Annotated in this window: 20 protein-coding genes; 7 read left to right on the plus strand and 13 right to left on the minus strand. The window is 66.0% G+C overall.

The genetic code is table 11. The features are described from left to right. Nucleotides 1–91: 91 nt before the first annotated feature. Nucleotides 92–1,114, minus strand: a complete 1,023-nt coding sequence (locus tag VB777_RS09815; protein ID WP_197157877.1) for a type I glyceraldehyde-3-phosphate dehydrogenase — start codon at nt 1,112–1,114, stop codon at nt 92–94. 280 nt (nt 1,115–1,394) lie between these two features. Here VB777_RS09815 and murC point away from each other — a divergent pair, with 280 nt between their 5' ends. Genes murC through VB777_RS09830 form a run of 3 tightly spaced genes read left to right on the plus strand, consistent with a single transcriptional unit; the run spans nt 1,395 to nt 4,123 of the window. Next, complete coding sequence (murC, locus tag VB777_RS09820) at nt 1,395–2,852, plus strand: UDP-N-acetylmuramate--L-alanine ligase (RefSeq protein ID WP_416238333.1); 1,458 nt, start codon at nt 1,395–1,397, stop codon at nt 2,850–2,852. Between the two features lie 5 nt (nt 2,853–2,857). Further along, nucleotides 2,858–3,757: a UDP-N-acetylmuramate dehydrogenase gene (gene murB, locus VB777_RS09825; protein ID WP_323248636.1), complete on the plus strand. Its 900-nt coding sequence runs from the start codon at nt 2,858–2,860 to the stop codon at nt 3,755–3,757. 24 nt (nt 3,758–3,781) lie between these two features. Beyond that, nucleotides 3,782–4,123 carry a YbaB/EbfC family nucleoid-associated protein gene (locus VB777_RS09830; RefSeq protein ID WP_197157873.1) on the plus strand — a complete coding sequence of 114 codons (342 nt, stop codon included), beginning with the start codon at nt 3,782–3,784 and terminating at the stop codon, nt 4,121–4,123. A 34-nt stretch (nt 4,124–4,157) separates the two neighbouring features. Here the strand turns inward: VB777_RS09830 and rsgA are convergent, their stop codons facing one another. The 4 genes from rsgA to grpE are packed head-to-tail and all read right to left on the minus strand — an operon-like array spanning nt 4,158 to nt 7,279. After that, a complete protein-coding gene (gene rsgA, locus VB777_RS09835; RefSeq protein ID WP_323248638.1) occupies nt 4,158–5,201 on the minus strand; it encodes a ribosome small subunit-dependent GTPase A in 1,044 nt (347 codons plus the stop codon). Further along, nucleotides 5,191–5,478 carry a sulfurtransferase TusA family protein gene (locus tag VB777_RS09840; RefSeq protein WP_416238334.1) on the minus strand — a complete coding sequence of 96 codons (288 nt, stop codon included), beginning with the start codon at nt 5,476–5,478 and terminating at the stop codon, nt 5,191–5,193. Before VB777_RS09840 ends, rsgA begins: the two co-directional genes overlap by 11 nt. Before the next feature lie 8 nt (nt 5,479–5,486). Then, a complete protein-coding gene (gene dnaJ, locus VB777_RS09845; RefSeq protein WP_197157867.1) occupies nt 5,487–6,608 on the minus strand; it encodes a molecular chaperone DnaJ in 1,122 nt (373 codons plus the stop codon). Continuing rightward, complete coding sequence (grpE, locus tag VB777_RS09850) at nt 6,608–7,279, minus strand: nucleotide exchange factor GrpE (RefSeq protein ID WP_197158987.1); 672 nt, start codon at nt 7,277–7,279, stop codon at nt 6,608–6,610. Before grpE ends, dnaJ begins: the two co-directional genes overlap by 1 nt. 121 nt (nt 7,280–7,400) lie before the next feature. Between grpE and VB777_RS09855 the strand changes: the two genes are divergently transcribed. The 3 genes from VB777_RS09855 to VB777_RS09865 are packed head-to-tail and all read left to right on the plus strand — an operon-like array spanning nt 7,401 to nt 11,683. Next, nucleotides 7,401–9,311 (plus strand): GspE/PulE family protein, encoded by a 1,911-nt coding sequence (locus VB777_RS09855; RefSeq protein WP_323248640.1) that lies wholly within the window; start codon nt 7,401–7,403, stop codon nt 9,309–9,311. Nucleotides 9,312–9,320: 9 nt separating this feature from the next. Next, nucleotides 9,321–10,400, plus strand: coding sequence for a type IV pilus twitching motility protein PilT (locus tag VB777_RS09860; protein ID WP_197157863.1), 1,080 nt, complete (start codon nt 9,321–9,323; stop codon nt 10,398–10,400). A 20-nt stretch (nt 10,401–10,420) separates the two neighbouring features. After that, a complete protein-coding gene (locus VB777_RS09865) occupies nt 10,421–11,683 on the plus strand; it encodes a type II secretion system F family protein (RefSeq protein ID WP_322757945.1) in 1,263 nt (420 codons plus the stop codon). A 287-nt stretch (nt 11,684–11,970) separates the two neighbouring features. On the opposite strand, the gene VB777_RS09870 is transcribed toward VB777_RS09865, so the two are convergent. Beyond that, on the minus strand, nt 11,971–13,239 hold the full coding sequence (locus VB777_RS09870; RefSeq protein WP_323248642.1) for an NAD(P)/FAD-dependent oxidoreductase: 1,269 nt from the start codon (nt 13,237–13,239) through the stop codon (nt 11,971–11,973). 6 nt (nt 13,240–13,245) lie between these two features. Here VB777_RS09870 and dusA point away from each other — a divergent pair, with 6 nt between their 5' ends. Next, nucleotides 13,246–14,286, plus strand: coding sequence for a tRNA dihydrouridine(20/20a) synthase DusA (dusA, locus tag VB777_RS09875; RefSeq protein ID WP_323248644.1), 1,041 nt, complete (start codon nt 13,246–13,248; stop codon nt 14,284–14,286). Nucleotides 14,287–14,296: 10 nt separating this feature from the next. Here dusA and VB777_RS09880 read toward each other — a convergent pair whose 3' ends face one another. From VB777_RS09880 to VB777_RS09910, 7 genes are all read right to left on the minus strand, one after another. Next, on the minus strand, nt 14,297–14,818 hold the full coding sequence (locus tag VB777_RS09880; protein ID WP_323248646.1) for an RNA-binding protein: 522 nt from the start codon (nt 14,816–14,818) through the stop codon (nt 14,297–14,299). Nucleotides 14,819–14,903: 85 nt separating this feature from the next. Then, the gene (argH, locus tag VB777_RS09885; RefSeq protein WP_323248648.1) at nt 14,904–16,379 is read right to left on the minus strand and encodes an argininosuccinate lyase; all 1,476 of its coding nucleotides are present in this window, start codon (nt 16,377–16,379) and stop codon (nt 14,904–14,906) included. Nucleotides 16,380–16,484: 105 nt separating this feature from the next. Further along, nucleotides 16,485–17,957, minus strand: coding sequence for a PP2C family protein-serine/threonine phosphatase (locus VB777_RS09890; RefSeq protein ID WP_323248650.1), 1,473 nt, complete (start codon nt 17,955–17,957; stop codon nt 16,485–16,487). 112 nt (nt 17,958–18,069) lie between these two features. Then, the gene (ftsY, locus tag VB777_RS09895; protein ID WP_416238335.1) at nt 18,070–19,488 is read right to left on the minus strand and encodes a signal recognition particle-docking protein FtsY; all 1,419 of its coding nucleotides are present in this window, start codon (nt 19,486–19,488) and stop codon (nt 18,070–18,072) included. 614 nt (nt 19,489–20,102) lie between these two features. Beyond that, a complete protein-coding gene (nusB, locus tag VB777_RS09900; protein ID WP_197157854.1) occupies nt 20,103–20,726 on the minus strand; it encodes a transcription antitermination factor NusB in 624 nt (207 codons plus the stop codon). Next, nucleotides 20,726–21,454 (minus strand): DUF502 domain-containing protein, encoded by a 729-nt coding sequence (locus VB777_RS09905; protein WP_197157852.1) that lies wholly within the window; start codon nt 21,452–21,454, stop codon nt 20,726–20,728. Before VB777_RS09905 ends, nusB begins: the two co-directional genes overlap by 1 nt. Nucleotides 21,455–21,512: 58 nt before the next feature. Beyond that, entirely contained in the window at nt 21,513–22,163 is a 651-nt protein-coding gene (locus VB777_RS09910; protein WP_322757940.1) for an HpsJ family protein, read from the minus strand. Nucleotides 22,164–22,291 lie beyond the last annotated feature (128 nt).

Genomic DNA, 22,291 nt, shown 5'->3' on the forward strand with positions numbered 1-22,291 from the left:
CGCCCCCAGGAGGAGGCGGCTCGACTCTCGACAGAACCAGGCTGTGATCACAGGCTGGGTGATCACAGACCGGGTGTTCACACAACAGTGATCACTTCCAGTTGCTGGCCACCACTTCAGCAAGATCGACGACGCGCTGGCTGTAGCCCCACTCGTTGTCGTACCAGGAGATCACTTTCACCATATTGCCGTCCATCACCATGGTGAGGTCGGAATCCACGATGGTGGACTCATTGGTACCGGCATGGTCGGTGGAGACCAGGGGCAGATCCGAGTACTTGATGATGCCCTTCATCTCGTTCTGCGAGGCGGCCTTGAAAATGGCATTCACTTCCTCCTTGGTGGTGGAGCGGCTCACCTCCAACACCATGTCAACCACCGAAACATTGGGGGTGGGCACCCGCATGGCAATGCCGTTGAGCTTCCCCTTCATCGGCGGATACACCAGGGCCACAGCCGTGGCAGCACCGGTGGAGGTGGGCACGATGTTCACGGCGGCGGCACGGGCTCGGCGCAGATCTCGGTGGCTGGCATCGAGAATGCGCTGGTCACCGGTGTAGCTGTGCGTGGTGGTCATCATGCCCTTGATGATCCCCAGGGACTGATCAAGTACCTTCACCAGCGGCGCCATGCAATTGGTGGTGCAGCTGGCGTTGCTGATGATGTTCCAATCATCGTGGCGGTACTCGTGAGCATTCACGCCCACCACAAAGGTACCGACGCCTTCCCCTTTACCTGGTGCCGTGATCAGAACTTTGCTGGCACCAGCCTCAATGTGCTTGCCCGCACCCTTCTGGTCGATGAAGACGCCGGTGGCCTCAATCACCAGATCAACGCCCCACTCCTTCCAGGGAAGGTTGAGTGGATTTCGATCCGAGAAACACTTGATCGACTTGCCATTCACGATGATGGAGTCATCGGTGTAGCTCACCTCCGCATCACGGATGTGGCCCAGCATCGTGTCGTACTCCAGCAAGTGTGCGTTGGTACGCGGATCCGAGGTGTCATTCAGGCCCACCACCTCGATACCGGTGTTGGCACCCCGGCTCAGCCAGCAGCGCATGAAGTTGCGACCGATTCGGCCAAATCCATTGATCGCAACACGCAGGGTCATGGCAGAAAACGGTGAAAACCGCTAGCAAAGGTGATTTTGGCTGTCAATCATACAGAAGGGCACCACGAAAAATCGGCCTTGTCGCGACCATTGGCCAATGCCGACGCCGGCCAGTACATGAGTCTCAATCGCTGCTTCCAAGGTAAATCGGTATTTTTCGTGGTGCCCAGAAATCGTTGGCGCGCCTCCTTTGCGGTGAGCTGGCTGCTTCACTGCCGCACCCGGAAGCGACGCATCTCGTAAAGGTCCGGGGACCTTTCACGGCTTAACTTCTACGGGCATGGAGACCCCCTTGGCCCTGTCGCTCAACCGCCAGCAACCGATTCACTTCATCGGTGTCGGCGGCATCGGCATGTCGGCCCTGGCGGGGATTCTGGCGGAGCGGGGCTTCAGTGTCAGCGGATCCGACCCCCGCGACAGCGCCGTGCTGCAGGCCCTGAGACGCCGCGGTGTGCGGGTGTTTCGCGAGCAGAGCGCCACCACCATCTCCGCCATCCGCAGCGGCACCTCCCATCAACCCCTTGTGGTGATCAGCACCGCCGTGCCGGCCAGCAATGCCGAGCTGATGGCGGCCGAGCGGGCCGGGCTGCGCATCTGCCACCGCTCCGACGTGCTGGCGGCCCTGATCAACGGCCAGCCCTCGATCGCCGTGGCCGGCAGCCACGGCAAAACCACCACCAGCACCCTGATCGCCACCCTGCTGGAGGCCACCCACCACGACCCCACCGCGGTGATCGGCGGCATCGTGCCCGCGTTCGGCAGCAATGGCCGCAACGGCGCCGGCAAACTGCTGGTGGCCGAAGCCGATGAATCGGACGGCTCCCTGGTGAAGTTCCGCGCCCAACTGGGCGTGATCACCAACTTGGAACTGGACCACACCGACCACTACGCCGACCTCGATGCCCTGATCAGCACCGTTCGCCGCTTCGCCGCCAGCTCCGGCGCGGTGCTGGCCAATCGCGACTGCCCGATCCTGCGGGAGCACTTCAACGCCGACCACTGGTGGTCGATCGAGACGGCTGATGGGGTGGCCTTTGCGGCTCTGCCGCTGGAGGAGCGGGGCGACGGCACCACGGTGCGCTTCTTCGAAAAGGGCAGCCCCAGCGGCGAGTTCCATCTGCCCCTGCCGGGCCGCCACAACCTCAGCAACGCCGCCGCCGCGATCGCCGCCTGCCGGCTGCAGGGGGTGTCCTTCGCCGAGCTGCGCCAAGCCGTGGAACGGCTCCAGGCCCCCGGGCGGCGGTTTGACTATCGCGGCAGCTGGAATGGTCGCCTGATCGTGGACGACTACGCCCACCACCCCAGCGAGGTGAGCGCCACCCTCACCATGGCGCAGTTGATGGTGAGCAGCGGCCGCAGCCCTCTGCCTGCAGCGCCCAGGCGGGTGGTGGCCGTGTTTCAGCCCCACCGCTACAGCCGAACGGCCCAGTTCCTTGAGGGCTTCGCCGAGGCCCTCAGCTGTGCGGATGCGGTGCTGCTGGCTCCGCTGTACGCCGCCGGCGAGGCGCCGCTGCCCGGGATTGACAGCACCGCGATCGCCGTTCTGCTGCAGCGGATTGCCCCTGCGTTGCCGGTCCAGGTGGCTGCCTCGCTCGACCAGCTGGCCGAGCTGGTGACGACATCCACCGAACGTGGCGATCTGGTGCTGGCCATGGGCGCCGGGGATGTGAACGGTCTGTGGGACCGCCTGCAGAACCTGGGCGAGACTGACCTCCCCGTCACCGCGGTGGCGGCCTGAACGTGATGCAGACCACTGTGGGGCCACCCGCTGGGCTCCGCCAGGACGTTCAGCTCGGTGATTACACCACCTGGAAGGTGGGCGGTCCGGCGTCCTGGTTTGCCGAGCCTGCCAGTCAGCTGGAACTGCTGGCCCTGGTGAGCTGGGCGATCAGCGAGGGCCTGCCGCTGCAGTGCATCGGGGCCGGCTCCAACCTGCTGATCTCGGATGCCGGGCTCGACGGCCTGACCCTCTGCCATCGGCGCCTGCAGGGCAGCCGTCTCGACCCCCACGAGGGCCTGGTGGTGGCCGAAGCGGGAGAGCCGATCCCCACCCTGGCGCGGCGGGCCGCCCGGGCCGGACTGAGCGGTCTGGAATGGGCGGTGGGCATCCCCGGCACAGTCGGAGGTGCCGCCGTGATGAACGCCGGCGCCCAGGGGGGCTGTACGGCGGAGTGGCTGGAGTCGGTGCGGGTGGTGGATCCGCAACGGCCGCAACACCCTTTCGACCTGCGCGCCAGCGAGCTCGACTTCGCCTACCGCCACAGCCGGCTCCAGCAGGAGCGACTGATCGTGCTCTCCGCCCGCTTCCGGCTGAGCCCCGGCCACGACCCCGCGGCAGTGACCGCCCGCACCAGCAGCAATCTGCACAGCCGCACCAGCACCCAGCCCTATCAGCAACCAAGCTGCGGCAGCGTCTTCCGCAACCCCGAACCCCAGAAGGCCGGGCGGTTGATCGAAGACCTGGGTCTCAAGGGTCTCAGCATCGGCGGCGCCCAGGTGTCACCCCTGCACGCCAATTTCATCGTCAACACCGGTGCGGCCCGCGCCGCCGACATCGATGCCCTGATCCAGGCAGTTCAGGCGCGGGTACGGCAACACCATGGCATTGAGCTCCATCCAGAGGTGAAACGACTCGGGCCCTAACCTGAGCGGAGTTTCCCAACCGTGATGGCTGGCTTCGGTCTTCCCAATTTCGGTCAACTCACCGAAGCCTTTCGCAAAGCTCAGCAGATCCAGCAGGACGCCCAGAAACTGCAGGACGAGCTTGATGCCATGGAGATCGAGGGCAGCAGTGCCGATGGACGAGCCAGCGTCTGGCTCACCGGCAACCAGCAGCCCCTGAAGGTACGCCTTAGTGCCGAACTGGTGGCAGACGGCGCTGAGGCCACCGAAACGGCCACCCTGGAGGCGCTCAAGGCCGCCTACGACCTCTCCACCAGCACCATGAAGGAGCGGATGGAAGAACTGACCGGCGGCCTCAATCTCAACCTGCCCGGCATGGGGGGCTGAGCTGGAAGGGCCCGGAGGCTGAGGCCAACCGGGATCAGTCCTGTTCCAGATCCTGGCAGGCCTGCTGCCGTTGTCGCCGCCGCGACAGCTGGCGCAGGGGAGCGGCCAGACGCAACGCCTCGCCATCGCCGCGCTGGCGATCACTGACCTTGATCGGGACCGCCGCCGCCGTGGCCTCCACCTCGGCCAGGCACTGGCCATACAGGGTGTAGCGATCCCAGTCAGAACCAAGGCTGCATCCCGGATCCTGCTGATGGCGGCAGTTGCGGAAGCGGCAGGGCTGCTCGGCCAGACGCCGCCGTATCTCGGGGAACAGCTGCGCCAGTGCCTCCGGCTGGGCTGGCAACACGGGGCGGTTGAATCCCGGCGTATCGGCCAGCAGCACCCCCTCCGTCAACGGAAACAGCTCCACGTGGCGGGTGGTGTGGCGGCCCCGCTGCAATCGCCCCGACACCGCCGCCACCCGCAGGTCCAGATCGGGCCGCAGGGCGTTGAGCAGGCTGCTCTTGCCCACTCCGGAGGGTCCACAGAAGACGGTGATGCCAGGAGTGCGAAGGCGGGCACGCAGGGCCTCCAGGCCGGCGCCCGTGACAGACGAGACCGGCAGGGGGTCGTAGCCCCACTGGCGCAGCCGGTCGCACCAGTGGTGCTGCAGGGCGGCCTCGGTGAGATCGGCCTTGGCCACCACCAGCTCGACCCGGCAGCCAGTGGCTTCGGCGGTGAGCAGGAAACGGGTCAGCTGCAGGGGGTCGACGGCCGGTTGCTGCAGGGCCACCACCACCACAATCCGCTCCACGTTCGCCACCGCCGGCCGTTCCAGCAGATTGCGGCGCGGCCGCACCCGCTCGATCGCCGCCCGGCCACTGGTCCAGTCGACCCCGCCCAGTTCGACATGATCCCCCACAGCGACCTGCTGGCCGCTCTTGTCGAGCCGGGTGCGGCGGGTGCAGAGCAGGCGCTCACAGCCATCGGGACCGGGCCGATCGAGCCGCACCCAGCAGAAGTTGGCGAGCAGGGCGACCACCTGGCCGGCACAGATCCTCTCGCTGTTGATCTGATCAGGGCGCTCAGGCGCCATGGCGACGAATCCAGAGGCGCACGCTGCCGTCGTTCCGTGCCGCTTGGCGCAGGCCATGGCCGTCGGCCGCGATGCCCTGGCTCACCATCGTCAGCGGCTCGCCGGGATCCAGGTCGACCTGCAGCCAGGCCCCGTCAGGGATCCTCTCGAGGGCCAGGCGGGTGCGGATGAAGTTGATCGGACAGGGGGTGCCGACCAGATCGAGACAAGCGGCGATCGCGATCTGTTCAGGAGCCTCTTCAGGGGTCTGGTCTCCCCCGCCGGACGCTGCAGGCACGGCGGCATTCATCCGCCGAAGAGCCCTCCGAACAGGCCGCTCTTGTGATGGTGCCGATGGCCCTTGCTGGTGTGGTGGCCAGCCAGTTCCTCCAGCAGCTCCCGCTCCTCACCGGAGAGCTTGGTGGGCAACTGCACCTTGACGGTGAACAGGTGGTTGCCACGGGCGACGGGATTGCCGAGCTTCGGCACCCCCTTGCCCTGGAGGGTGAGCACGGCGCCGGGCTGGGTGCCCGCCGGGATCTCCAGCTCGGTGGTGCCGTCCACGGTCTCCACCTCGATGGTGTCGCCGAGGATCGCCTGCAGATAACTGAGCGTCACCTGGGACTGGATGTTGAGCCCTTCGCGGCGCAGCTGGGGATGGGGCTGAACCGTGAGGAACACGTAGAGATCCCCGGCCGGACCGCCGCGCTGGCCGGCATTGCCTTCGCCCGCCACCCGCAACCGGGTGCCCGAATCGACCCCGGCGGGAATGTTGATCCGCAACTTCTTGCGCACCTGCTGCAGCCCCTGACCGCCACAGGCGTTGCACGGATCAGCGATCACCTGGCCACTGCCTTCGCAGTTGGGGCAGGGGGCCACCTGGGTGAAGCTGCCGAAAGGCGTGCGGGTGGCGCGGCGAACCTGACCGGCACCTCCGCAGGTGCCGCAGGTGGTGGGGCCGCTGCCGGCCTTGGCGCCTGAGCCACTGCAGGTGCTGCAGGTTTCGAGATGGCGGATCTGCACATCCTTCTCCAGGCCAGCGATGGCCTCGGCAAAGCTGATCGTCAGATCCAGGCGAAGATCATCGCCTTGGCGGGGCCCACGGCGCCGGGCCCCACCAGAGGCGGCCGCGCCGCCGAAACCGCTGAAGAAAGTTTCAAAAAGATCGGCGAAACCGCCCATGTCGCCCACGTCGGGCATGCCGGACGATCCCCCCAGACCGGCTTCACCGAACTGGTCGTAGCGGGCGCGGGTCTGGGGATCGCTCAGCACCTCATAGGCACGGCCGATCTCCTTGAATTTGTCCTCAGCACCGGGATCCTTGTTGATGTCCGGGTGGTACTGACGCGCCAGCCGGCGGTAGGCCCGCTTCAGAGTCTCTGCATCGGAGTCGCGACCGACGCCCAGCAGCTCGTAGTAATCGGCCATCAGCCGCCCTGCTCCTCACGCGGTTCAGAATCACTGCTCGGGCCAGGTCCCATCGACACCTTGACCAGGGCGTGACGCAGCACACGACCATTGAGGTGGTAGCCCCGCTGAAGCTCCGCGACCACCACATCCTCGGGGTGCTCATCGCTGGGTTCCCGCATCACCGCTTCATGGAGGCTGGGATCAAACGGCTCACCTTCGACCCGCATCGGCGAGACACCCAGCTGTTTGAACACATCCACGAGCTGCTTGTAGAGACCCTGGTAGCTGCGGTGCAGGGTCTGGGCCTCCTCGCTCTGGGGGTTGAGCTGCTGGCGGGCGCGATCGAAGTTGTCCACCACCGGCAGGATTTCACTGAGGGTGGAGCAGGTGATCTGCAGGCGCAGATCCTCCTGATCACGACTCTGGCGTTTGCGGAAGTTATCGAAGTCAGCGGCGATGCGCATGTACTGGCTGCGCAGGGTGTCGTTTTCGGCTTGCAGTGTTGCCAGACGCTGCTCCAGAGCTGGTGTGGACTCGTCAGCCTCGGCGTCAGCCCGGGCATCGCCAGCTGCGTCCTCGCCCATGGAGGGGAGAGTCTCCCCCACGGAGGGGGAGCCGGTGTCCTCGACGGCAGACCCCTCGGCGGAGACGCCCTCACCATTGGCAGGCACGGAACTGGCCTCGGTCATCGGATGGGTGTCACCACTCATGCTGACTGGAGCGCAAATCGGATCTAGACATGTTGGAACTCAGGGCCCTCCTCCCACAAGCGGCGGAAGCCCGCACCTTTGAGCCCAGCGGTTCCGGCCCATGACTCTGACCCCCATCCGCCCGGTTGCCGACGCCCTGTTCCCCGAACAGCAACGGCTGGAAGTGGAGCTGCTGCTCGGCGAGCCGGTGCTGCGGCCCCAGGATCTGGAACGGGCCGATCACCGCCTGATGGCCGACGACCAACCGATTCGCGTCGAACGCTGGAGAGAACTGGGCTGTCTGCCCCTGCAGCAAAACGGCCAGGCCCTGCAGGTGGCCATTCCCACGCACTGGGGCCCGGCAAGCCAGCAGAGCCTGGCGGAGGAACTGACAGACGCGGGCCTGACCGCCTCCTTCAACCTCGCCCTGGCCAGTGACCTGAGCGAGCGACTGGAGAACCTCGAAACCACTCCGGTCCCTGGGGACGCCCCATCGGCCACCGCTGTCTCCAGCGTCCGTGGGATCGACGACAGTGACACCGACGACTTCCATCTCGACGACGACAACGAGGAAGACAACGAGGGCAACGGTCATGAAGACCACGTCGCTTACACGATCCAGCCACGATCCCTGATCGAGGATCTGGCGATCTCAACAGGTGGAAGCGAACTGAGAGAGGTCACCGACGACCTCCAGGAGCTGGAGATCAGCAGCGAGAGCGCCAACGCCTCACCAATCGTGAGCCTGGTGGATCGGATCCTGATTGAGGCGTTGAGTGCCGGAGCCAGCGACATTCACATCGAACCCCAGGAACATGCCCTTGAAGTTCGCTTCCGTCAGGACGGTGTTCTGCAGAAACACTTCGAGGATCTGCCCAAGAGCCTGATCCCCGCGGTCACCTCCCGCTTCAAGATCATGGCGGATCTGGATATCGCCGAGCGGCGAATGCCTCAGGACGGCCGTATCCGCCGCACCTTCCGTGGCCGGAAGATGGATTTCCGTGTCAGCACTCTGCCGACCCGGCTGGGCGAGAAAGTGGTGCTCCGTCTGCTCGACAGCGGCGCCACCCAACTGGGTCTCGATACCTTGATCACGGATCCACAGGCGCGCGAGGTCGTACGCAACCTTGGCTCCAAGCCATTCGGCATGATCCTGGTCACCGGACCCACCGGATCCGGTAAGTCAACGACCCTTTACTCATTGCTGGCGGAACGGAACAACCCCACAATCAATATCTCCACGGTCGAGGATCCGATTGAATACACCCTCAAGGGGATCACCCAGACCCAGGTCAACCGCGACAAGGGGCTTGATTTCAGCGTGGCCCTCAGGGCCTTCATGCGGCAGGACCCCGACGTGCTCCTGGTGGGGGAAACACGTGACCTGGAGACGGCCAAGACCGCGATCGAAGCAGCACTCACCGGCCACCTGGTCCTCACCACCCTCCACTGCAACGACGCCCCCAGCGCCATTGCCCGACTTGACGAGATGGGAGTCGAACCCTTCCTGGTGAGCGCCTCGCTTCTGGGCATCGTGTCCCAGCGGCTGCTACGCCGTGTCTGCGTGCACTGCCGTCAGAGCTACCGGCCCACCCCCGAGGAGCTGGGCCGGTTCGGACTACTGGCAGGACGGGAAACCAACGTGACCTTCTTCCGGGCCAACAAGCAGCCCCCCGGAGGCCCCCACGCCTGCCCGATCTGCCAGGGCAGTGGTTACAAGGGCAGGGTGGGGGTTTACGAAGTGCTGCGAATCAACGAAGAGATCGCCGCTGCCATCGCCAAGCGAGCCACCACAGACGTCCTGAGGCGCCTGGCTCTCGAAAGTGGCATGAAGACCTTGCTCGGCTATGGCCTCGATCTGGTTCGCAACGGCGACACCACCCTCGAGGAGGTGGAACGGATGCTGCTCACAGACACGGGTCTGGAATCAGAGCGGCGGGCGCGGATGCTCTCCACGCTCACCTGTGCAGGCTGTGGTGCTGGGCTGCGGGAAGAGTGGCTGGAATGCCCCTACTGTCTGCAAAGCCGCTAAAGACGTGCCATGGACCTGATGATCGAGGATCTGATGGGCAAACTGGTTGAAGATGGCGGTAGTGATCTTCACCTCAGTGCCGGAATGCCTCCTTACGGACGCTTCAATGGCCAGCTTCGTCCGATGACGGAGACAGCGTTGAAGGAGGAAGACTGCAACAGACTGATCTTCATGTTGCTGAACAACGCCCAGCGCAAGCAACTGGAGCAAACCTGGGAACTGGACTGCTCCTATGGCCTCAAAGGCGTCTCCCGATTCCGGGTGAACGTCTATCGCCAACGCGGCACCTACGCCGCTTGCCTGAGAGCTCTTGGCAACAAGATTCCCACTCTGGACATGCTTGGACTTCCACCGATTGTGGAAGAGATGAGTCGTATCCCCAAAGGGCTGGTACTGGTAACCGGTCCGACAGGCTCCGGAAAAACCACCACTCTGGCGGCAATTCTGGATCACATCAACCACACCCGAGCTGAGCATATCCTCACGATCGAGGATCCGATCGAGTTCACCTACCGTTCCGATCAAAGCATCATCCACCAACGTGAGCTCAGTCAAGACACCCGCAGTTTCGCCAATGCCCTGCGGGCAGCTCTTCGCGAAGATCCGGACGTGATCCTGGTTGGTGAGATGCGGGACCTGGAGACGATCCAACTGGCAGTGACCGCAGCCGAAACTGGGCACCTGGTGTTCGGCACCCTGCACACCAGTTCCGCCTCCCAGACGGTGGATCGGATGGTGGACGTTTTCCCGGCGGGCCAGCAGGATCAGATCAGGGTGCAACTCAGCAGCAGCCTGATGGCTGTGTTTTCCCAGACTCTCTGCAGGCGCTGGAATCCGAAACCCGGCCAATTCGGCCGGGTGATGGCTCAGGAGATCATGATCAACACTCCTGCCATCTCCAATCTGGTGCGCGAAGGAAAAACTGCCCAGCTTTATTCCCAGATGCAGACCGGGGCCAGCCTCGGCATGCAGACCCTGGAGAAGGCCCTGGCCAATCTGGTGCTTTCCGAGGAGGTGAAACTGGAGGAGGCTCTCAGCAAGACTGCCAAACCGGAGGAACTACGCCGCCTGGTGGATCAGCTTTCCTGAACACTTACACCTGAACGGCCGTGCCCACTTTCATTGCCACCTACAAGACAAACCGCGGCAAGCAGGTCAGCCTCAATGTGGATGCGGCTGACGTGATCACGGCCAAGCGCAACCTGCGGCGGCGCGGGATTCAAGCCACATCAATCAAACAACAGGTCGACGCCAGATCATCTGCTCTCACCCGGTCAGCCAAGGGAAGCAGCGGCAGCAACCTGATGGACCAGATCAACGGGTTGCTTGAGGGAAAACCGGGCATCAAGGAGAAAGCCTTGTTCGCCAGCAAGATGGCGGCCCTGGTGGATGCGGGGGTTCCGATCGTGCGGGGCCTCAACCTGATGGCCGCCCAACAGAAGCATCCCCTGTTCAAGCGGGCCCTTACCGCCGTCAGCCTGGAAGTGAGCCAGGGAGACAGCCTTGGTGCCGCCATTCGCCGCTGGCCGAAGGTATTCGACAAGCTCACGATCGCCATGATCGAAGCCGGGGAGTTGGGCGGCGTCCTGGATGACACCCTGAAACGTCTTGCCAAACTACTGGAAGATAACGCCAAACTCCAGAATCAGATCAAGGGAGCCATGGGCTATCCCATCGCTGTGCTGGTGATCGCCATCCTCGTCTTTCTGGGCATGACGATCTTTCTGATTCCCACTTTCGCCGAAATTTTCGACAGCCTGGGTGCTGAGCTGCCGGCCTTCACCCAGATGATGGTGAATCTGAGCGCTACGCTGAGATCCAGCTTCTCACTTTTCCTGGTTGGAGGTTTGATTGTAAGCGCCTGGCTTTTCGGACGGGTTTACGCCACGCCGAAGGGTCGAAGAAATATCGATGCAAGCATTCTGAGAATCCCCCTCTTTGGCGAGCTGATCCGCACATCGGCTACGGCTCAATTCTGCCGCACCTTCAGCTCCTTAGCCAAGGCAGGCGTCCCAATTCTATTGGCGCTTGATATCGTCAGAGAAACAACAAGTAACACCATCATTTCGGACGCGATCGATGCAAGCCGAAGAGACATCCTCGAGGGCATTCCTCTCAGCGTCGCCATTGCCCGGAAAAATGTGTTTCCAGAGATGGCCGTTGGCATGATGGCCATCGGCGAAGAAACTGGTGAACTGGATACAATGCTCAACAAAGTTGCAGATTTTTACGAAGACGAAGTTTCGGCTACTGTCAAAGCACTCACCTCCATGCTGGAGCCCGCAATGATCGTTTTCGTGGGAGGCATTGTTGCTTCAATTCTCCTGGCAATGTATCTTCCAATGTTCTCCGTATTTGACAAAATTCGATGAAAGATTAATTTGTTTAGAGAATAAATTATGACCAATATTCGATACTGCTACTTCATGAATTAATTGGTATGAATTGTCCCAAAAGAATGATTGTTCTCCCAGGGGTGTCTTGAGTCCTTGTCATTCAGACTTGTCCGACCATGCCTGGGTTGATCATCAACCCGTCTGATTGACACGGAACACTGGCGGATGCACTGGTCATCTCCGCCCTTCCACGAGTCTCAGGACCCAACTGCCCAACTGCCTGGTTTGCACAGGATCGCTGACTGCTTTGAATCGGATCATGATCAGCGGTTCTCAGCTCCAAGCCCCTGACCGGCCAGCCAGCCCGAACTCCAGCAGTGCTGGAAGTTGAATCCTCCGGTCACCCCATCCACATCGAGAAGTTCGCCCACCAGATACAGGCCTTTCTGTTGCCGACTCTCCATCGTGGCCAGGTTCACCTCGCCGAGGCAGACGCCACCGGCAGTGACGAATTCCTCCCCGAATGGCCCGCGGCCCCGCACCGTGTAGCGACTGGCGCGCAGGGCCGTGATCAAACCCTGTTGACCGCGAGCGGGCAGATCAGCCCAGCGCAGCTGCCGATCCAGGCCCTGCTCCTCCAACAGATGCCACCAGAGGCGCCGGCTCAGCTCCGGCCAGGGCCGGGCCGTGGCCAGCTGGCGCCTGGCCTGCTCACGGCGCAACCTGCCGAAGAGCAGCTCCAGATCGACCAGACTCCGGCCACCGCTCCAGTCCACCTGCAGGAGACCGCGATAACCCTGCTCCTTCAGGGCTCGGGCGGCAAAAGCCGTGAGCCGCAGACAGGCCGGACCACTCAGGCCCCAGTGGGTGATCAGCACGGTGCCACGCTGGCGGAAACGCTCACCAGCAGCACGCTCAAGACCTGGCAGCAGCTCCAGACCCACAGGGTCCATCACCACCCCGGCCAGCTTCGTGAGAGCCGGTGCCTCCAGGGCCAGGGTGAACAACGAGGGCACCGGCGGCACCAGGGTGTGGCCCAGGGAGGCGGCCAGCTGGCGCCCGCTCGGATGGCTGCCGGTGGCCAGCACCAGCTGGGCACAGTCGAGCCGGACGCGAACACCGGCACCGGTCCGCACCTCCAGGCTGAAGCCACCACCGCTGCGGACCTCCGCCCGTTGCAGCGCCGCTCCAGTGCAGAGGCGCACTCCCGCTGCAGTCGCCGCGCGCCGCAGGGTCTCGATCACCGACTGGGAACGGTTGGAACGGGGAAACAGGCGACCGTCGGCCTCCTCCACCAGCTCCAGGCCATGGGCATCGAACCATGCCACCGCATCGCCGCAGGCAAACCGGGAGAAGGGGCCCCGCAGCGCCCGGGCACCCCGCGGATAGTGGCCGACCAACTCGGCCGGATCCCAGCAGGCATGGGTGACATTGCAACGGCCACCGCCGCTGATCCGCACCTTGTGGAGCGGCTCCGGCGTGGCTTCCAGCAGCAGCACATCGCCGCGGCCCGCCTCGGCTGCAGCCACGGCCGCCATGAAGCCGGCCGGACCGCCGCCCGCCACCACCACGGCAGCGCGACTGGGCAGCATGGGGTCATGGCACACACCGTCGACAGCTGTCACCCGATCACCAGTCATCGCTTCAGTGTGGCGCCGATGCTGGACTACACCGATCGGCACTTCCGGGTGCTGATGCGCCAGGTGAGCCGCCGTAGCCTGTTGTACACGGAAATGGTGGTGGCGCAGGCGCTCCACCATGCCAGCCGCCATCGCGATCCGCAGGAGCGGCAGCGGCGTCTGGAGCGGCTGATCGGTTTCGATCCGATCGAACATCCCCTGGCACTGCAGCTGGGCGGTGATGATCCGGTGCTCCTGGCGGAGGCCGCCTCACTCGCTGCCGCCTGGGGCTACGACGAGATCAACCTCAACGTGGGCTGCCCCAGCCAGAAGGTGCAGCAGGGGCGCTTCGGCGCCTGTCTGATGGCTGATCCTCAGCGGGTGGCCCGCTGCGTGGCGGCCATGGCCGAGGCCAGCGGCCTGGCGGTCACGGTGAAACACCGGATCGGCATCGATGACCATGACTCCTACGAGGCGCTGCTGGACTTCGTCGACACGGTGGCGTCGGCCGGCTGCCAACGCTTTGCCGTGCATGCACGGAAAGCCTGGCTGGAAGGGCTCGATCCCAAGCAGAACCGCACCATCCCCCCCCTGCGCCATGCGCTGGTCCATCGGCTCAAGGCCGATCGTCCCGCCCTCACGATCGAACTGAACGGTGGTCTGCAGACGCCGGCGGCCTGCCTGGAGCACCTCGATCAAGTGGACGGGGTGATGGTGGGCCGGGCGGCCTATGACCATCCCCTGCGCTGGGCACGTGTGGACGCCGATCTGTTCAACGACACCGCACGACCGATGGCCCGGGCCTCCACCGTGGTGCGGGGCGTGATGCCCCACGCCGAACGCTGGTGCTCCAGCGGCGGGCGCCTCTGGCCGATCGCTCGTCACCTGGTGCAGGTGGTGGAAGGCGTGAGTGGGGCACGCCACTGGCGGCGGGACCTCACCAGGGCAGCCGGGTCACGCCAGGCCGGCGTGGAGGTCCTGGAGCAGGCCGCGCTCCAGCTGGAGGAGCGCGGCTACTGAAGCAGCCGGTTCAGCCTTCGGCTCCGCTGTAGTGGCCACCATCGGCAGCACCGGTCTCAGCCGATCCGCCGCCGCTGCGGCGACGGCGGGTGCGGCCAGCTTCAAAGCCATCCGAGGCGCCGCCATAACCACCGGAAGGAGCGCCGCCGCCACCGCCGTAGCTGCGGTCTTCCCAGCCACGGGCTCCGGATCCCCGATCGGCGGCATAGCCGCCACCACCGCCTGAGTCGCCCCGGCCATAGCCGCCGCCACCGCCGCCGCCATAACCACCACCCCGACGCGGGGCGCTGCCACGGGGTTCGGCCTTGTTGATCCGCAGGGGGCGACCCATCAGCTCGGCACCCTGAAGGCCCTCGATGGCACGGGCTTCGGTCTCCTCATCCGCCATCTCGACAAAGGCGAAGCCACGCTTGCGCCCCGAATCCCGCTCCAGCGGCAGCGCACAGCTGCTCACCTCGCCGAAGGGGGCAAACAACTCCGCCACATCTTCCTGCTCCGCGCGGAAGGGGAGGTTGCCAACGAAAATACTCACGGACCTGGGGGGCGCCACGCGGCGCCGACGACCACAGAAGCCTAGGAGCGAAGTGGCCAATCGCCGGGATTCCGGCGGGCAGAGGTCACGGCGTGCAACGGTCCTGGGGCAACAGCCGCTGCCGCATCACCTGCAGCCGCGCCTGCACCTGCTCGAAGCCCGTGCCACCCTCGCTGCGGCGGGCGGCCACCACCTGCCGCGGTGCGATGGCGGCGTAGATGTCGTCGGCGAAAGCCGGATGCAACGCCTGCCAGCGCGGCAGGGGCAGATCCCGGAGCAGCACTCCCTCCTGCAGGCAGGTCTTCACCAGACCACCGACAAGCTGGTAGGCCTCGCGAAAGGGCACCCCCCGAGCCACCAGGTAATCGGCCACATCGGTGGCATTGGAAAAATCAGCGGCTACAGCCGCCTCGAGGCGTTGCGGACGGAAGGCCAGCCCCTCCTCGAACAGGATCGCCATCGCCTCAAGGCAATCCAGGCAGGTACGCACCCCGTCGAACAGGGCTTCCTTGTCTTCCTGGAAATCTTTGTTGTAAGCAAGCGGCAGCCCCTTGATCATCGTGAGCAGGCCCATCAGATGGCCGAACACCCGGCCGCTCTTGCCCCGCACCAGTTCCGGTACATCGGGGTTCTTCTTCTGGGGCATCAGGCTGCTGCCCGTGGCACAGCGGTCGGTGAGGGCCACAAAGCCGAACTCTTCGCTGGCCCAGAGGATCACTTCCTCGCTGAGGCGGCTGAGATGCACCAGCACCAGGCTGGCGGCGGCCATGAATTCCACGGCGAAATCGCGGTCGCTGACCGCATCGAGGCTGTTGGCGTAGATGGTGTCGAAACCCAGCTCGGCGGCCGTCTGACGGCGATCGATCGGCACCGGCGTCCCCGCCAGGGCCGCCGCCCCGAGGGGGCAGATGTTGACCCGCCGCCGCACATCCGCGAGGCGGGAGCGATCGCGCTCGGCCATCTCGATGTAGGCCAGCAGATGGTGGGCCAGGCAGACCGGCTGGGCCCGCTGCAGGTGGGTGTAACCGGGGATGAGCACCTCGGAATGGCGTTCGGCCTGGGCCAGCAGGGCGCGCTCAAAACGCGCCAGGGCCGCATCGATGGCATCGATCTGCTGCCGCAGCCAGAGGCGCAGATCGGTGCCGACCTGATCGTTGCGGCTGCGGCCGGTGTGGAGCTTCTTGCCGAGGGGGCCGAGCCGTTCGATCAGGCGCCGTTCCACGGCGAAGTGCACGTCTTCGGCCTCCAGGCCCGGCTGGAACAGGCCGGCGGCCGCCTCGGCCCGCACGGCTTCCAGACCCTCGATCAGCTGATCGGCTTCCTCCGCGCTGATCACGCCGCAGCGGCCCAGCATGCGGGCATGGGCCACGGAGCCATCGAGATCCTGCTGCAGCAGAGCGATGTCGAACCCGATCGAGGCATTGAAACGCTCGATCGCCGGATGCAGCCCCTGCTCGAAACGATCGCTCCAGCTGCCGGCCGTTCCGCCGGTCACACCCCGATCCGCAGGCTCGCCGGTGGCCGCACCGCTGGTGGAGGGGGAGGGGGAGTCGGCTGCCATCGGGCCAGGCACTGGGGCGATCCGTCAGCTTGCCACCCAGGGCCGATGGGATTCAGCCAGGGCCGATGGCCTCAGCGGCGGTCGGGCCTTGCTGCGGCCAGCGTTTCACCGCAGACCGGCTGCGGCGGGCAGGGACGGCAGCATCACCTCCTCGCGCACCTTCAGCACCACCAGGGAGGCATCGTCGTCGGGCTGGCGATCGTCGCCGACGAAGCGATCGAGGCGGGCGAACAGGTGATCGAGGATCCCCTGGGCACCCACCCCAGACCGACAGGCGGCATGCAGTGCCCGCACGAGACGCTCCTCCTCGAAGCGCTCGCCGGTGAGACCGGGGGCTTCGGTGACACCATCGGTGTAATAGAGCAGCACGTCTCCGGGTTCCAGCACCAGCTGGCCGCAGCCGTACTCGGCCTCGCTCTGCAGACCGATCAGCAGACCCGGGGCATCGAGCCGCTCCACCCTGCCGCTCTGGCGCCGCCAGATCAGTGGTGGATTGTGGGCGGCATTGGCGTAACGCAGCAGGCGGGTGCGGGGGTCGAAATCGGAATAGAAGAGCGTCACGAAGCGGTGCGAGTGGGCCAGGTCTTCCTGGGCCAGCTGGTTGAGGTCGTGCAGGATCCGATCCGGCGCGTGGCCGCTCAGCACCTCCGCCCGCAGCATGCCCCGCAGCAGGGTCATGAGCAGACCCGCCGGCACCCCCTTGCCCATCACATCGCCCATCACCAGCGCCCAACGCCCCTGCTCGCGGCGGCGGCCCATCAGTTGCGGCCGGGTGGGGATGAAGTCGTAGTAATCGCCGCCCACCTGGAAGGCCGGCCGGCAACGGGCCGCCAGTTCCACCCCTTCGATCACCGGGCAGTGGTCGGGCAGCAGCTGGGCCTGGATCTCGGCGCCGCTGCTGAGCTGGCGATCGAGCCGCTCGTGGCGCCGCATATCCGCCAGCAGCAGCTCGTTCTCCAGGGCTACACCGGTGAGATCGGCCACCAGCTGGATGTGGCGTTGGTTCACCTCGCTCCAGCACAACCCATCCGGGCCGCTGAACACATAGAGCCGCCCCCGCTGGTTGCTGCGGGCCACCACCGACGTACCGAACACCTGAACCTCACCGAGCAGGCGGGCGACCAACTGATCCAGCAGCTGCACCACCGCTTCCTCACTGGCCTGGGCCTGGAGGTCGCTGTCGGGCAGGGCGGCGATCTGGCGCAGCAGCTTGGCGCAGCGATCCGGCGGCGAGGCCTGCAGCTGCTCGCGCCAGAGGCGACCATCGGGGTGAAAGACCACCAGCAGGGCCCCCTCGGCCTCCACCAGCCGCGCCGCCACCAGGGCCACCAGCTCGAGAAAACGGCTGAGGTTGGTGAAGCTGCGCAGGGCGAAACCCAGCGACGCCAGCAGTTCGCCGTTGCGGCGTTGCTCGCGACTGAGGCTGTCGAGCAGCTGCCGCAGCGAAGCTGTGGCCGTGAGTGGTGCAGAGGCGGGGGGCGCGATCGCCTCGGGGTCCGGTTGCACGGCGGCAGGATCGGCGCTGGCGGGTAGCGGCGACGGGGCCATGGCGGCCCTGGGCGGCGGCTTGGTGCTCAAGGAGCGGCCGCGGGGAGCTCGCAAGGTAGCAGTGGTTTCCGATCGCCATGGACGCCATCGCAACCGGGGCACCACGGCGGCCCGGCTGCGGCACAAGCCTGGGTCGAACGGCTCAGACCGCCAGCAGGGCCTCGACGAACTCGAAGCTGTTGAAGGGCCGCAGATCGCGGATTCCCTCGCCGGCGCCGATGAAGCGAATCGGCAGACCGGCCTCGTGGGCCACGGCGATAGCCACACCGCCCCGGGCACTGCCATCAAGCTTGGTGAGCACCACGCCCGTGAGTCCGGCGGCCTTGGCAAAGGCCATCGCCTGGCGCAGGCCGTTCTGACCCTGGCTGGCATCCAGCACCAGCAGCGATTCCACGGCGGCATCGGGGGCCAGCTTGTCGATGATGCGCCGCACCTTGGCCAGCTCCTCCATCAGGTTGTGCTTGGTCTGGAGGCGGCCGGCGGTGTCCACCAGCACGAGCTCGGTGCCCTTGGACTGGGCCGCGCCGATGGCGTCGTAAACCACGGCAGCGGGATCGGCATTGGCGCTCGGGTTGGCGATCACCGCCACGCCGCTGCGCTCACCCCAGATCTGCACCTGCTGCACGGCGGCGGCCCGGAAGGTGTCGGCCGCGGCGATCAGGCAGCTGTAGCCACTGCGCACCGCCAGGTTGGCCAGCTTGCCGAGGGTGGTGGTCTTGCCGACGCCGTTGACCCCCACCATCAGCCAGACGTTGAGCCGTTCCCGTTCGGGGGCGAGCAGGGGAACGCCACTGGCGGTGATCGGTTCGTCCAGGAGGCCACGCAGCTGTTCCTTGAGGAACCGGATGCCTTCAGCCGGGTCCACCACCTCCTCGTTGAGGCGCTGCCTCAGGGCCTCGAGCACCTGATCGGTGGCCTGCACGCCCACATCGGCGCGCAGCAGGGTGGTTTCGAAGTCGTCGAGCACCTCGGGGGTGAGCGGATCGTCGCCGAGGCGATCGAGCAGCTGGGTGACGAAACCGCGCCGGGTCTTCTCAAGGCCGCGGCGCAGACGACCCAGCCAGTCGATCTCCTCCAGGGAGATGTCGTCGAGCTGGCGGCCCTGGGCGGCCAGCACCTCGGCCGACCAGGTGAAGGTGTCGTCGAAGGCGCCGAGGCTGGGTTCGGCGGCATCCGCCTGCGGCGAGGGCTGAGCAGGGGCGGCTGTCGGGGTGCCGGTGTCGGTCAGCTCGGTGGAGGCGATCAGCTCCTGCTGACGCTGGCGCCGCTGGGCCGCGGCTTGCTCAAGCAGGGACAGACCGGCCGCGGGTGCAGGGGAAGCTTGCGGCGCTGGGGCGCTGGGGGAGTTGTCTGGTGACGACGCAGCAACGTCTGGCTCCTCAAAGGACGAAGAGGCAGAGGGCGCAGAAGCAGAGGAGACGGTGGCAGAGGGCACCGGGGCAATGCCATCCGCTTCAGAAGGCGTAGAAGCAGCCGAGCCGGTGGCAGAACCACCGGCATCAATCGGCGTGGTGGCACTAGCTCTGGCGCTGGACTCCTGAGGCGGCAGTTCCTGGGCCACATCAACGGACGCAGCACTGGGCCCGGGGGGCTCAGTCGGAACCTGCTCAGGCAGGGGCTGCGGTGGGGAGGCCTGCTCAGGGGTGGGTGGCGCTACAGACGCTGGCACGGCCTCCGGCTCAGGAGCCGGGGGGGCTGGAACGGCGGCAGGCTGGGCTGGGGCAGGCTCCGCGGCGGCGGCGGCAGCCTGCTGCTGGGCCTTGAGCCGGGCATAGGCCTGACGGGCCCACTCCAGAGCGTCCTGATCGACGGAGGGGCCGCTCGCCGGGGAACCGGAGGGGCTGGGTGCTGGGGCAGCCGTTGCCGGCTCGATCGGGGCTGACGCCGGCTGGGAAGGCTCCGAGGTTGCGGGTGAAGGCTCCGAGGTTGCGGGTTCGGAGGGCCCCGGAGGCTCGAGCGACGCGACGGACCCGTCTGCAGCCCGTCCGTCCGATGCCGCGGTCAACTCAGCGGCCTGATCCAGGTCCGGTTCCGGTGACCCGGGCTCCGCAACCTCAGGAGCGATCGCCTCCGAATCCTGGCCGGGGACAGGCGGCACCGAAGCCGGTTCGGGCTCCTGCTGCGGCTGGCTGCGAGGGACCAGGTTGCGCTTGAACCAGTCGAACACCATGGCGATCAGCTCGCGGAGACGGACCGGGTGAAGCGACGCAGCACGCCGTTGATCATGCGGCGGCCCTGCTCATCGCTGTAGCGGTTGGCCAGTTCCACCGCCTCGTTGCACGCCACCGCCGGCGGCGTCTGGAAGTGCTCCAGGTCGACCACAGCCAGGCGCAGGATGTCGCGGTCGATGCGGGGCAGGCGGCCGAGACGCCAGCCCTCCATCACGCCATCGAGACGGGCATCCACGGCCTCGCGCTGCCGCAGCACCTCCCGCGCCCGTTCCAGGGCACCACGACGCACGTCGTCCTGGTCGGAGAGCAGCAGCAGGCGCGGCAGCTCCAGGCTGGCCGACAGCCGATTCAGGGCCTGCTCCGCCTGGGCGATGCCCTCCTGCAGATGCTGGCGCACCTTCGGCAAGCTGGCCTCGCCGCTGTCCTGCAGCTCGCTGTCGAGCAGCTGCTGCTGGGCACCCTGCAGATCCTCCGCGGAGCGATCGAGCGATTCACGCACGTGCTGGCTGAGGCTGGCCATGGCCTGCTGCAGCAGGGTCTCGAGCGAGAGATCGGCCGCTGGAACGCGGTCGTTGGTCTGGCCGAGCATCAGCAGGGCCAGTTCGCGGGCAAGGGTGCGGCTCTGCATCAGGAGAGTTGGGGGGCGCGCAGCTGGGCCAGCAGGCTGGAGAAGCTGCGATTGGACGTGGGCTCGCGTTCGTCGGGGCTGACGATGCCGGCCGAGATGATCGTGCGGAAGGCATCCTCCACCGAGATGTCGATGTCTCTGACGGAGCTCTCGGGCACCACTGCATACCAGCCGGTGGTGGGGTTGGGAGCGGTGGGGATGAACACGCTCAGCATCGGCTCGGTGAAACTGGCCTGGAGACTGGTGGCCAGGGTGGCGGTGACGAAGCCGAGCGCATAGAGACCCTCGCGTGGATATTCGACCAGCACCACCCGGCGGAAGCGGCCGGAATTGCCCTGCAGGAAGGTTTCCAGCAGCTGCTTGAGGGTTTTGTAGACCGAGCCGGCCAGGGGGATGCGCAGCAGGGTTCCCTCGCCGAACTCCAGCAGCCAGCGGCCCACGATGTTGCGGGCCATCAGGCCGATCAGCAGGATGCCCAGCAGCGGCACCAGCAGACCGACGCCGAGGTTGATCAGCTCCTGCAACACCGGGTTGAGGGTGTTGAAGGGATTGAACTGCTTCGGGATCGAGGTGAGGAACGCCAGCACGAAGCGGCTCACCGTGGTGGCCAGCCAGATGGTGGTGGCCAGCGGGATCACCACCAGCAGACCGGCGATCAGATCGTTCTTGAGATCCTGCTGGAGGCGATCGCCCAGCGGCTGATCAGGCCTGGGACTGGATGGAACCAAACGACAACCCGGAGCTCCGGCCTATAGCAACCTGCTGGCAACTTAGCCAGGCACCGCTTCAGAGCAGAGCGACGAGGGCAACGAGTACGAAGGAGACCGCCAGAACAACGGCTGTGCCGGTACCGCCGATGCGGCGTTGATTCACGGCCAGATCGCGGGCCCGTTCCTGCTGCCGAAGCTGCTGCTCGGCCTGGTCAAGCTGGCGCCCCATCAGCTCCTTGACCATCTGACGCTTCTGCTCATCGGTGCCCTGGGCGGGCAGCTGGCCGGCCTGCTCGGCCTGCTGGACGAACTGCTGAATCGCCTCGGGGTTCTCCATCTGGGCCCGGGCCATCTCCAGCTGGCCCTTCTTGGCCGCCAGGCCCTGATCGGTCTGATCGGCCATGGCCCGATCGCCGCTGATCGACATCGGCACCGCCACCAGCAGAGCGATGGCCAGCACGGCGCTCAGGACCGCCACCACCCAGCTCAGGGGGGTGCGGCCTGCAGTGGGCTCGTCGAGGCGGCCACCGAACAGCATCAGCAGCACACCCACCAGGGCCATCGGCGACTGGGTGACGAGCCGATCGACGACGAGCTGGCGGTAGCCCTCCTCGCCCCAGTTCCAGAGGGGCAACAGCACCGCCAGCTGCAGCAGCAACAGCACCACCAGCGTGATTCCCAGCCAACGGAGCAGAAAGCCGAGGCGACCGAAGGTGGCGGAACTCACAGGCAGGATGACGGGATGGAGCAACTGTACGGGCCGTGAGCCGGGCCGCCCTGGCGGTCGCCCTCAAGCAGCAGGCGACGGCGCTCGGCTTCGCGGCGGTGGGCATCGCCGCCGTACCGGCGGGGCCG

Source organism: Synechococcus sp. CCY9202 (assembly GCF_034931685.1).
Lineage (GTDB): Bacteria > Cyanobacteriota > Cyanobacteriia > PCC-6307 > Cyanobiaceae > CBW1002.